Source organism: Massilia sp., from assembly GCF_032106685.1.
In the GTDB taxonomy this organism is placed as follows: Bacteria; Pseudomonadota; Gammaproteobacteria; order Burkholderiales; family Burkholderiaceae_D; genus Telluria.
Genome location: NZ_DAMCPG010000045.1, coordinates 12,139 through 23,283, shown reverse-complemented (window position 1 = coordinate 23,283; position 11,145 = coordinate 12,139). Strand labels below are relative to the sequence as shown.

General features: G+C 65.3%; 10 protein-coding genes and 2 tRNA genes. 2 read left to right on the top strand and 10 right to left on the bottom strand.

The window, feature by feature from the left end:
- Window positions 1-15: 15 nt before the first annotated feature.
- Window positions 16-789 (bottom strand): sulfite exporter TauE/SafE family protein, encoded by a 774-nt coding sequence (locus RT688_RS19940; RefSeq protein ID WP_409521955.1) that lies wholly within the window; start codon window positions 787-789, stop codon window positions 16-18.
- On the opposite strand from RT688_RS19940, the gene RT688_RS19935 reads away from it, so the two are divergent.
- On the top strand, window positions 788-976 hold the full coding sequence (locus tag RT688_RS19935; protein WP_313706578.1) for a hypothetical protein: 189 nt from the start codon (window positions 788-790) through the stop codon (window positions 974-976). The genes RT688_RS19940 and RT688_RS19935 overlap by 2 nt on opposite strands.
- Window positions 977-1,056: 80 nt before the next feature.
- Here the strand turns inward: RT688_RS19935 and RT688_RS19930 are convergent, their stop codons facing one another.
- Entirely contained in the window at window positions 1,057-1,266 is a 210-nt protein-coding gene (locus RT688_RS19930; RefSeq protein ID WP_313706577.1) for a cold-shock protein, read from the bottom strand.
- A gap of 311 nt (window positions 1,267-1,577) precedes the next feature.
- On the opposite strand from RT688_RS19930, the gene RT688_RS19925 reads away from it, so the two are divergent.
- Entirely contained in the window at window positions 1,578-2,171 is a 594-nt protein-coding gene (locus tag RT688_RS19925) for a response regulator (protein ID WP_313706576.1), read from the top strand.
- A gap of 202 nt (window positions 2,172-2,373) precedes the next feature.
- Here the strand turns inward: RT688_RS19925 and RT688_RS19920 are convergent.
- The 8 genes from RT688_RS19920 to RT688_RS19885 all read right to left on the bottom strand — a co-directional run bounded on the left by RT688_RS19920 (window position 2,374) and on the right by RT688_RS19885 (window position 10,982).
- Window positions 2,374-2,463, bottom strand: a tRNA-Ser gene (locus tag RT688_RS19920).
- A gap of 94 nt (window positions 2,464-2,557) precedes the next feature.
- Complete coding sequence (locus tag RT688_RS19915) at window positions 2,558-3,262, bottom strand: hypothetical protein (protein ID WP_313706575.1); 705 nt, start codon at window positions 3,260-3,262, stop codon at window positions 2,558-2,560.
- Between the two features lie 337 nt (window positions 3,263-3,599).
- Window positions 3,600-3,689 (bottom strand) — tRNA-Ser (locus RT688_RS19910).
- Between the two features lie 94 nt (window positions 3,690-3,783).
- Entirely contained in the window at window positions 3,784-5,079 is a 1,296-nt protein-coding gene (gene serS / locus RT688_RS19905; RefSeq protein WP_313706574.1) for a serine--tRNA ligase, read from the bottom strand.
- Window positions 5,080-5,194: 115 nt separating this feature from the next.
- The gene (locus tag RT688_RS19900) at window positions 5,195-6,508 is read right to left on the bottom strand and encodes a replication-associated recombination protein A (protein WP_313706573.1); all 1,314 of its coding nucleotides are present in this window, start codon (window positions 6,506-6,508) and stop codon (window positions 5,195-5,197) included.
- A 171-nt stretch (window positions 6,509-6,679) separates the two neighbouring features.
- Window positions 6,680-7,615: an NADP-dependent oxidoreductase gene (locus RT688_RS19895; RefSeq protein WP_313706572.1), complete on the bottom strand. Its 936-nt coding sequence runs from the start codon at window positions 7,613-7,615 to the stop codon at window positions 6,680-6,682.
- A gap of 110 nt (window positions 7,616-7,725) precedes the next feature.
- Window positions 7,726-8,358, bottom strand: a complete 633-nt coding sequence (gene lolA, locus RT688_RS19890; RefSeq protein ID WP_313706571.1) for an outer membrane lipoprotein chaperone LolA — start codon at window positions 8,356-8,358, stop codon at window positions 7,726-7,728.
- A gap of 95 nt (window positions 8,359-8,453) precedes the next feature.
- On the bottom strand, window positions 8,454-10,982 hold the full coding sequence (locus RT688_RS19885; RefSeq protein ID WP_313706570.1) for a DNA translocase FtsK 4TM domain-containing protein: 2,529 nt from the start codon (window positions 10,980-10,982) through the stop codon (window positions 8,454-8,456).
- Between the last annotated feature and the right edge of the window lie 163 nt (window positions 10,983-11,145).

Here is an 11,145-nt window from a genome sequence, read left to right as displayed (position 1 = left end):
CCGGCGTGGCCGGTGTCATCGCATCGCGGCCAGCATCGTGGCCGCCGTCCCCAGCAGCACCGCGCAGAACAGCAGGCGCAGCCGCGCCGGCGGGAAGCGGTGGGCCAGCGCGACGCCCGCCGACACGCTCGCGATGCCGCCCACCGCCATCGGCAGGCCGACGTCCCAGGCCACGTGCTGCCCCTGGGCGTAGGCGAACAGGGCGATCAGCGAGCTGGGCACCACCAGCGCCAGCGCCGTTCCCTGCGCGCGGGTCTGCTCCATGCGGAACAGGCCGACCAGGGCCGGCACCACCACCAGGCCGCCGCCGATGGTGAAGATCCCCGACATGGCGCCGCTGGCGATGCCCAGCATGGGCAAGGCCGCATTCGGCATCCGGCGCGGGGCGTCATGGGCCTTGCCCGGGTGACGCCTGCGCAGCAGGTCGAAGCCGAAGTACAGCGCCAGGGCCACCAGGAACAGGGCAAACGCGACCCGCAAGGCGCCGGCATCGATGCCGCTCGCCAGCCGCCCGGAGACGTAGGCGGCGATCATGGAAAACACGCTGATCCCCGCCACCGCGCGCAGGTCGATGCGGTGCTTCTGGTGGTAGCGGAAGACGCCGATCAGCACGTTCGGCGCGATCATGACCAGGGCCGTGCCCTGGGCCAGGTGCTGGTCCATGCCGTACAGCCAGGCCAGCATGGGAATGGCGATCAGGCCGCCGCCGATGCCAAGCAGGCCGCCGGCAAAACCGAGGCCGGCGCCAAGGGCGGTGTTGAACAGGACAGTTGGCAAGGCAATACTCATGATGAAAAAAACCGGCTGCGGGAAAGGCAGCGCAAGATCGGCGGCGCATGACTATACCCGACCTGGCCGCGGTTTGCCGAATCGGCAGGCATCGGCAAATGGACAACGCAACAACGCAAAAACGGATTCACGTTACCGTGAATCCGTTCTTTATTTCCGCCATTGTTCGATTGATCGCTATCGATGAATCAAGCAAGGCGAATCTTTCCTTGTTCCGGTGCGCCCATGCTATCTGCGTGGTGCGCGCCGGCATTCAGGCTGGCAAATTCAAATTGCGCAGATATTGCCGGCTTTTTCGCCTTTCGGGCCGGTCGATCGCACGAAAGAGACACGCTGGTTTTCGGCCAGGCTCTTGAAGCCTTGCGACTGGATGTCCTGGAAGTGCGCGAACAGGTCGGCGCCGCCTGCGTCAGGGGCGATGAAGCCGAAGCCTTTGGCGTCGTTGAACCATTTGACGGTGCCGGTTTGGGTAGTCATGTTTAATATCCTTTAGGTTGCATGGGCAAAAGCGCCCGGGTGCACGAACGACCAAGAAGAGGTGAAACGGAAGGAAATCAAACGGGACTGCCGAAAGGCAAGACAGGAGAGAGACCAACAATAACAGCGGCTTGATGCAGTGCCCGATTCAATATACAGGTGCACGGCCGGTTCGCCTAATCATTTCGGATTTATTTTTGTCTTTTGTGGGATTTCGGCGCCTGCGCTTCTATCCCTGAAATGACTGTTAGAATCGGCTGCCCCGCACTACGCGCATTTCGCCGAAACGGAAAATAGAAAGGCGCGCCACCATGACGCAACAAAGACCGGGCGTACTTATTCCGGGCAATCTGGAGCCGGCTCTCCAGGCCTGGGAAAACTTCGCATGCACCGTCGCGCTGCCCGCGCCGGCCACGGACGATCGCGCCCTGCGCCACCATGCCCGGCAAATGCCGCAGGCCTTCGCGGCCGGCCTGCCGCCCCGCCAGACCGGCGAGGAAGCCGGCGCGACAGCGGAGGGCCCGGACAAGCGCGGCGCCCCCGCCCACGTTGCCGGGCCACGAAAAATCCTCGTGGTCGACGACGAGCGCGACCTGGCCGACCTGGCGTGCGCCCTGCTGGATGCCCACGGCTTCGCAACCATTGTCGCCTACTCGGCGCGGGAAGCACTGGAGGCGCTGGAGCGCGACGGCGCGATCGATGTGCTGTTTTCCGACGTGATGATGCCGCGCATGACAGGGCTGGAACTGGCCGGCATCGTGCGCGAGCGCCATCCGCACGTCGTCATCGTGCTGACGTCGGGCTATACCGCGCCGGATCTGCTGGCCGGGCACGAACGCGGGTATCGTTACCTGGCCAAGCCGTACAGGATGGCGGAACTGGTGGAGATGGCGGTCGGCGGGTAAAGCTGGGCTGAAACAAAAAGGGCTCCCATCGGGAGCCCTTTTCTTGTTACTGGCGGAGAGGGTGGGATTCGCCTACATCCTGCAGGCCGCCTTGGCGCGAGTACGCGCCAAGCTTCGAATCCCACACGCAAGGCCCGCAGGGGCCTTGCTCCTCTCCGCCAGCAAATAAAAAAGGCTCCCATGGGGAGCCTTTTTCATTTACTGGCGGAGAGGGTGGGATTCGAACCCACGGTACGGTCACCCGTACGCCTGATTTCGAGTCAGGTACATTCGACCACTCTGCCACCTCTCCTTATTCGGTGCGTTGCGGTCGCTGCAAGCGAGGCCGCATTATAGCGAAGGTTTGGCGGTTGTGGGAAGGGGAAAGATGTTCTGTGCGTAAATTTTTATTTAGCCTGCGGCACACTGCGGCCAACCAGGCTGTAGCTGATGCGGGCCTCGTCGGACCAGGTGCCATCGCCCAGGCGCGGCACGCTTGCGTGCACCGTGCCCTGGACCAGCCGGCGTGCGCCATCCTCGATCGTGACGGTGTCGTAAGCGCCCTGCGGCACATCGATCTTCGTCACTTCCAGTTCCTTGCATACGCCAAGCCCGAACATGCCGGCGGCCGCGAGCACGGCGCGGAACTTGAACCCTTCCGCCTTGGCCATCTCCATTTGCGCCGCGCAGGCCAGCCGCAGGTCGCCCATGCGCCTGACGTTATCGGGAAGGCCGGGCGAACGTACCGCGATGTTCGGATGCAGCGTCTCGCCTTTTCGGAAATGCCGGTTTGCGACCACCGTGGCGGCGCCGTCAACCCGGCCAAGATCGCGCGGTAATGCGAACGAGGCGCCGGACACCATCGGCAAGGCGATGCGCTGGTCGCCTTGCACGAGCTCGACCTGGTTATCGCCCTGCTCCGGCGGCACTTTCGGCAGGCTGAAGGCCAGCGTCGCGCCTGGGGCCTGCATGGGTGCGCGCTGCTCGAACGCGTCCTGGGCGGTTTCGAGCAGGCGGTAAGGCCAGGCCATCGGTTTTCCGGAAGGCTGGCTGTCGGCGGCGTGGACGCTGCCGGCGGCGAGCAGGAGGATCAGGGCGAGTCGGGTGTGCATTTCGTTGGGATGGGTTTTGCAGATGCTGAACGATAGCATTCGAGCAGCCGGGCTGGGCGGGAATTGCGATGGGCGGTGGGAATGGGGGATGGGTTGCGTGGGTGACTGTAGCTTGTTGCTTTGCAGACCACAAAAGCAGAGCTATAAAAGCAAAAAAACCCGAAAGCGATTTAGGCTCCCTGCGGTCGCAGAGGGGGTGGGATTCGCCCACGTGCCGCGGGCCGCCTTGGCGCGAGTACGCGCCAAGCTTCGAATCCCACACGCAAGGCCCGCAGGGGCCTTGCTCCTCTCCGCCAGCAAATAAAAAAGGCTCCCATGGGGAGCCTTTTTCATTTACTGGCGGAGAGGGTGGGATTCGAACCCACGGTACGGTCACCCGTACGCCTGATTTCGAGTCAGGTACATTCGACCACTCTGCCACCTCTCCTAATTCGGTGCGGCGCGGTCGCTGCAAGAGACACGCATTATAGCGAGGCTCCCGCAAAAACGGAAGAGCAAATTCAGCCGCGAGCGATACGGCTTCAGGCCGCCGGCGCCAGGCGCTCCAGCCCGCCCATGTAGGGACGCAGCACTTCCGGAACGATCACGCTGCCATCGGCCTGCTGGAAGTTCTCCAGCACCGCCACCAGGGTGCGGCCGACCGCCAGGCCCGAGCCGTTGAGCGTGTGCAGCAGCTCCGGCTTGTTCTGGGCATTGCGGAAGCGCGCGGCCATGCGGCGGGCCTGGAAGGCTTCGGTGTTCGACAGCGAGGAGATCTCGCGGTAGGTGTTCTGGGCCGGCAGCCAGACTTCCAGGTCGTAGGTCTTGGCGGCGCCGAAGCCCATGTCGCCGGTACACAGCAGCATCACGCGATAAGGCAGGCCCAGGCTCTGGAGGATGAATTCGGCCTGGCCGACCATCTCTTCCAGCGCAACGTAGGACTGCTCCGGATGCACGGCCTGCACCAACTCGACCTTGTCGAACTGGTGCTGGCGGATCATGCCGCGGGTGTCGCGGCCGTAGCTGCCGGCTTCCGAACGGAAGCACGGGGTGTGGGCGGTCATCCTGATCGGCAGCGCGTCGAGCGCCACGATCTCGTCGCGCACCATGTTGGTCAGCGACACCTCCGAGGTCGGGATCAAGTAGAAGTGCTCGCCCTCGCCTTCCGCGCCGCCCTTCTTCACCGAGAACAGGTCGGCTTCGAACTTCGGCAGCTGGCCGGTGCCGCGCAGCGAATCGGCGTTCACCATGTAGGGCGTGTAGCACTCGGTGTAGCCGTGCTTTTCGGTGTGGGTGTCGAGCATGTACTGGGCCAGCGCGCGGTGCAGGCGCGCGATGCCGCCCTTCATGACCGAGAAGCGCGAGCCGGTCAGCTTGGTCGCGGTGTCGAAGTCCAGGCCCAGCTTTTCGCCGATGTCGACGTGGTCCTTCACTTCGAAGTCGAAGGATGGCGGCGTGCCGAACTTGCGCACCTCGACGTTGCCGGTTTCGTCCTGGCCGGCGGGCACCGACTCGTGCGGCAGGTTCGGGATCGCTTCCATGAACTCGGCCATCTTGCGCTGCACCTCGCCCAGCGCGACCTCGTTGGCCTTCAGCTCGTCGCCCAGGCCGGCCACTTCCGCCATCACGCTCGTGGTGTCCTCGCCTTTGCCCTTGAGCATGCCGATCTGCTTGGACAGCGAGTTGCGCTTGCCCTGCAGTTCCTCGGTGCGGGTCTGGATCGCCTTGCGCTCCGCTTCCAGCGCGTTGAAGGCGCTCACGTCGAGCTGGAACTTGCGGGCCGCCAGGCGGGCGGCGACGTTGTCGATGTCTTTGCGGAGAAGTTGGATGTCAATCATGTCGGGTTGGACTTGGCTATGTCGAAACCACAATTGTACCAAGCCGACCCGATTTATTTGGATGATTCGGTCATCGAATTGCGGTGCATGCATCAGGCCGCCCACCCTGCCCGCTTCACTCCTGCGTATCGTCCTGGGCGTCGGCGTCGAGCTGGCGCAGGAAAGCCAGCTTGTCCGCGATCTTCGCTTCCATCCCGCGCGGCACCGGCTGGTACCAGCCCGGTTCAAGCATGCCCTCGGGCAGGTAGGTTTCGCCGGCCGCATAGGCGTGCGGCTCGTCGTGGGCGTAGCGGTATTCATGGCCGTAGCCGAGCTCCTTCATCAGCTTGGTCGGCGCATTGCGCAGGTGCACCGGCACCTCGCGCGACCGGTCCTTGCGGACGAACGCCATGGCGGCATTGAAGGCGTTGTAGCCGGCATTGCTCTTGGCCGCGATCGCGAGATACACCACGGCCTGGCCCAGCGCCAGTTCGCCTTCGGGCGAGCCCAGGCGCTCATAGGTGGTGGCCGCGTCGTTGGCGATCTGCAGGGCGCGCGGGTCGGCGAGACCAATGTCTTCCCAGGCCATGCGCACGATGCGGCGCGACAGGTACTTGGCGTCGGCGCCGCCATCGAGCATGCGGCACAGCCAGTACAGGGCCGCGTCCGGATGCGAGCCGCGCACCGACTTGTGCAGGGCCGAGATCTGGTCGTAGAAATTGTCGCCACCCTTGTCGAAGCGGCGCGAATTGAGCGTCAGAGCGTTGTCGACGAAGTCGCCGGTAATGTGGGTCACGCTTGAAGTCTCGGCCGAGGTCTTGGTCTGTTCGAGCAGGTTCAGGAAGCGGCGCGCGTCGCCGTCGGCATAGCCGACCAGGGTGTTCACCGCCACCTCGTCGAACGTCAGGTGCTTCAGCACCCGCTCCTGGGCGCGCTTGAGGAGCTGGCGCATCTCGCCCTCGTCCAGGGCTTTCAGCACATACACCTGGGAGCGCGACAGCAGCGCGGAGTTGACCTCGAACGAGGGGTTCTCGGTGGTCGCGCCGATCAGCGTCACCAGGCCCGATTCGACGAAGGGCAGCAAGGCGTCCTGCTGCGACTTGTTGAAGCGGTGGATCTCGTCGATGAAGAGGATGGTGTGCTTGCCGCGCGCCAGGTACTGCTCGGCCTGCTCGACGGCGGCGCGGATGTCCTTCACGCCCGACAGCACGGCGGACAGCGCGATGAATTCGCAATCGAAGGCGTAGGCTGTCAGGCGCGCCAGCGTGGTCTTGCCGACGCCCGGCGGCCCCCACAGGATCATCGAATGCGGCTTGCCCGACTTGAACACCAGGTTCAGCGGCTTGCCCTCGCCCAGCAGGTGGCTCTGGCCGACCACCTCGTCTATCGTGCGCGGGCGCAGCGCCTCGGCCAGCGGCGGCGCGGGTTCGTTCTTGAAAAGGTCATCCACGGCGGCCTCCGGCGCGCCGCGCAACAGCATGATTCGGGTGCAAGGTATTGTGCATACGGCTAGTGTAGCCGATGCGCGCAGGCGCCGCGAGGGCGCTACGCCCGCGTGACGGCGCGCACGCTTGATGCAAACGCAGGCGCACGCGGCAGCACAACCTCCATGAAACCAGGCTCAAGGCTTGCCGACGTAGAGCACGATCTTGCCCACCGCCCGTCCGCTTTCGCTGAGCGCATGCGCGGCGGCGATGTCCTCCAGCGCGAACTCGGCGCCCACGATCGGGCGCAACCGGCCGCCGTCGACCATCGTCGCCAGCCGTTCGAGCACCGGCGCGTTCGGCCCGATGAAGACGAAGCCGGCGCGCACGCCCAGCACTGTCGCCTTTTCCTCGCTGGGCGGGCTGATGATCGAGACCTGGATGCCGCCCGGCTTCAGGATGGACCAGGCCGCTTCCTGCACCTCGCCGCCGATGGTGTCGAACACGGCGTCGACCGGCTCGACGGCTTCGGCCACTTTGGTCGTCGTGTAGTCCACGAACTGGTCCACGCCCAGCGACTCCACCAGTGCGCGGTTGCGGCCGGAGGCGGTGGCGATGACGGTGGCGCCCGCGGCTTTCACGAGCTGGACCGCGAGCGAGCCGACGCCGCCGGAACCGGCCTGGACCAGCACGCGCTGGCCGGCCTGCACCCGGGCGGTATCCATCATCGCTTCCCAGGCCGTGATGCCCGCCAGCGGCAGCGAGGCCGCTTCCACGTGCGAGATGGTGCGCGGCTTGCGCGCGCATTCGCTGGCGCGGACCGCGACGTACTCGGCATAGGTGCCGTTGCGGGCGATGTCCGGGCGCGCAAAGACGGCGTCGCCGGTCTGCCACTGCGTGACCCGGGTACCGACCGTTTCCACCACGCCGGACACGTCCCAGCCGAGGGTCAGCGGCAGCGCGTGCGGAATCATTTGCGCCAGGTAGCCTTCGCGCACTTTCCAGTCGACCGGATTGATGGAGGCGGCCACGACCCGCACCAGCACGTCGTCCGGGGCGATGTCGGGGAGCGGGATATTGTCGATGGAGAGGACTTCGCGTCCTCCGTAACGATGGATGCGGACTGCCTTCATGGGGGTTCCTCGCGTCGCCGTTGATCGTGGAGCGATTCTACGGCGTACGCGGGGAAGCCCTGTTCCGCATGGAGCGCTTCCGACAATTGTTGGATTACCCAAACAATTGTTTAGTTGTTGATGACGTCCGCGCCCTTCGGGATCTCGAACTTGAACTGCTGGGCGCCCAGCGACGGGTTGCGCTGGAAGTTGGTGAACTTCAGCACCGAGGTCTGGCCGAAGGTATCCTTCAACTCCATCGCCTGTGGAATACCGTCGCGCAGGCCGATGCTGATCTGTTCGAAGGTGGTGTCGCGCGCCTTCGGCACGGCGTTCAGCCACTCCAGGCCGTCGCGGGTGCCGGCTTCGGACAGGGTGAAGTTCTTTTCCAGGTCGTTGCTGCCGAACAGGATCGCGGCCGGCGAGGAGCCCAGCGCATTGCCCAGCTTCTTGACCGTGACCTGGTTCAGGTCCTTGTCGTAGATGTAGAGCTGGTCGCCGTCGGCCTGCAGCAGCTGTTCGTAGGGCTTCTGGTAGTTCCAGATGAACTTGCCGGGACGGGCGAAGACGAAGCTGCCGCTCGAGGGCGGGGTGGCCTTGCTGTTGGCGGACTTGCGCAGTTGCTGCTGGGTGAATTCGCCCTTGGCGGACTTGGTGCCGGAGACGAAGGCCTTGAACTGGTCGAGGGCGGCGGCGTGGGCGGCGCTGCTGACGAGGACAGAGCTGGCCAAGGTAGCGATCAGGGTAGCAAGGGTGGTTTTCATGTTGTTCTTCATCGTGATCCTTTTAACGGTGGGGTGTTCGAAGGGACGACCGCGTGGGTACAGGTGCCCACCCTACGAAACCCCTGACACCCCGATTATTCGGCGTTGGCGGCCGGGACGAGGATGTCGCGGTTGCCGTTCGACTGCATGGTCGACACCACGCCGCTCTGTTCCATCTGTTCGAGCAGGCGGGCGGCGCGGTTGTAGCCGATGCGCAGGTGGCGCTGGACCAGCGAGATCGAGGCGCGGCGGTGCTTCAACACCACGGCCACGGCCTGGTCGTACATGGCGTCGGACTCGCCGCCGCCTTCGCCGGCCATGGCGCCGTCGCCGCCGGCCCCACCCTCTTCCAGCGTGCCGCCTTCGAGAATGCCTTCAATGTAATTCGGCTCGCCCATCGATTGAAGATGTTTTACAACTCGATGCACTTCGTCGTCCGACACGAAGGCGCCGTGCACCCGGACCGGCAGGCCGGTGCCCGGCGGCATGTAGAGCATGTCGCCCATGCCGAGCAGGGTTTCGGCGCCCATCTGGTCGAGAATCGTGCGCGAGTCGATCTTCGAGCTCACCTGGAACGCGATGCGGGTCGGGATGTTGGCCTTGATCAGGCCGGTGATGACGTCGACCGACGGGCGCTGGGTAGCGAGAATCAGGTGGATCCCGGCCGCGCGCGCCTTCTGGGCGATACGGGCGATCAGTTCCTCGACCTTCTTGCCGACGACCATCATCAGGTCGGCCAGTTCGTCGATGATGATGACGATGGTCGGCAGCTTCTCCAGCGGCTCGGGGTTGTCCGGCGAGATCGAGAACGGGTTCGGGATGTGCTCTTCGCGCTTTTGCGCGTCTAAAATCTTGGCGTTGTAGCCGGCCAGGTTGCGCACGCCCAGCTTCGACATCAATTTGTAGCGGCGCTCCATCTCGTTCACCGCCCAGTTCAGCGCGTGGCCAGCCTGGCGCATGTCGGTCACGACCGGCGCCAGCAGGTGCGGAATGCCCTCGTAGACCGACATTTCCAGCATCTTCGGGTCGATCAGGATCAGGCGCACGTCGGCCGGATCGGCTTTATACAGCAGCGACAGGATGGTCGCGTTGATGCCCACCGATTTACCCGAACCGGTGGTGCCCGCCACCAGCAGGTGCGGCATCTTGGCCAGGTCCGCCACCACGGGTTTGCCGGCGATGTCCTTGCCCAGCGCGACCGTCAGGTTCGAGGCGCTGTCGTTGTAGACCTTGGAGCCGACGATTTCCGTCAGGCGCACGATCTGGCGCTTCGGGTTCGGCAGCTCGAGCGCCATGTAGTTCTTGCCCGGGATGGTCTCGACCACGCGGATCGAGGTCAGCGACAGCGAACGCGCCAGGTCGCGCGCCAGGTTCACGATCTGGCTGCCCTTCACGCCGGTGGCCGGCTCGATTTCGTAGCGGGTGACAACCGGGCCCGGATAGGCGGCCACGACCTTGGCTTCGACGCCGAAGTCGGACAGCTTCTTCTCGATCAGGCGGCTCGTGAATTCCAGGGTGTCGTTGGCCACCACTTCCTGGGCCGCCGGCGGCTCGTCCAGCAGGGCCAGCGGCGGCAGGGTCGAGTCGCCCGGCAGGTCGCGGAACAGCGGGGTCTGCTGTTCCTTCTGGGCGCGCTCGCCCTTCGGCACCGACAGCATCGCCGGTTCGATCTTGATCGGGGCCAGGCTCGGCTCGGCGCCGGGCGCCGGCACCGTCCTGGCGGCCGTGGCGGCCGGCAGCGGCTTCGCGTCGAAGTCCTCGTCCGCATCGAAGCGCGGCTCCTTCGGGGCAGCGATCGGGCGCGGCGGCGCAGCATCGAGCTGCGGCTCGGCGCGCAGCGCCGGCGCCGCCTTCTCGGCCTGCTTCTCGCCCTGCTTCTCGCCCTGCCTTGCGCGCTCGTTGACCACGGTCTCGTCGCGCTTGACGGCCGCGGCCTCGCCCTGGCGGCGGTCTTCGCGGTCCTCCATGCGCAGGCGGAACCAGTCCAGCGTCAGCTCGAGCGTTTCGCCGATCCGCTCCGCCACGGCCAGCCAGGAGACCTGGAAGAACAGCGAGAAGCCCAGGCCGAACAGCAGGAGCAGCAGCAGGGTCGCGCCGGTGGAGCCGAAGGCCGCCTGCGAGGCGTGGCCGAGCAGCTGGCCGAGCACGCCGCCGGGGGCGCGCGGCAGGTCGACGTCCCAGGACCACATGCGCAGGTATTCCAGGCCGACGCTGCCGGCGAACATCAGGGCGAAGCCGATCCAGCGGATGATGAACTCGTCCTGGTGCTCGGGCTCGCGCGGTTGCGGGTTCTTGTCGGTCAGGCGGCGGTAGCCGCGCCAGACGACGCGCAGGAACAGCACGCCCCACCACCAGGCGGAAAAGCCGAAGATGAACAGCAGCAGGTCGGCCAGCCAGGCGCCGGCGCTGCCGCCGAGGTTGGCAATGGACGCCACCGTGTTGGCGTGCGACCAGCCGGGATCGGCCTTGTTGTAACTTAACAGGATCAGGACGAAATACAGGAACGCGACCGCCGTGGCGATCCAGCGCGCCTCGAGCAGGAGGCGCGCGAGCCTGCCCGGCAGCGGCGCGCGTGCCGGATTGCGGGGGACGTTCGAGGGAGGGGCGGAACTCTTCTTGCTCATGCTGGGTGATGCTGTTCTGTTCGCGGAATGCGGAATCCATCCATTCTAAGGCATATATTGCCGAGACGGCCTCATCATTCATGCTTGTGCGCATCATCGTCTATAATCGTTGTTGTTTCCGGCGACCTTGATTCTGCTCGCCGCGCCCCCAGTTTCCCATTTT

Coding starts and splice junctions, on each gene's coding strand:
- RT688_RS19935 (WP_313706578.1), top strand. CDS start 788: ATGATGAAAAAAACCGGCTGCGGGAAAGGCAGCGCAAGATCGGCGGCG.
- RT688_RS19940 (WP_409521955.1), bottom strand. CDS start 789: ATGAGTATTGCCTTGCCAACTGTCCTGTTCAACACCGCCCTTGGCGCC.
- RT688_RS19930 (WP_313706577.1), bottom strand. CDS start 1,266: ATGACTACCCAAACCGGCACCGTCAAATGGTTCAACGACGCCAAAGGC.
- RT688_RS19925 (WP_313706576.1), top strand. CDS start 1,578: ATGACGCAACAAAGACCGGGCGTACTTATTCCGGGCAATCTGGAGCCG.
- RT688_RS19915 (WP_313706575.1), bottom strand. CDS start 3,262: ATGCACACCCGACTCGCCCTGATCCTCCTGCTCGCCGCCGGCAGCGTC.
- serS (WP_313706574.1), bottom strand. CDS start 5,079: ATGATTGACATCCAACTTCTCCGCAAAGACATCGACAACGTCGCCGCC.
- RT688_RS19895 (WP_313706572.1), bottom strand. CDS start 7,615: ATGAAGGCAGTCCGCATCCATCGTTACGGAGGACGCGAAGTCCTCTCC.
- lolA (WP_313706571.1), bottom strand. CDS start 8,358: ATGAAAACCACCCTTGCTACCCTGATCGCTACCTTGGCCAGCTCTGTC.
- RT688_RS19885 (WP_313706570.1), bottom strand. CDS start 10,982: ATGAGCAAGAAGAGTTCCGCCCCTCCCTCGAACGTCCCCCGCAATCCG.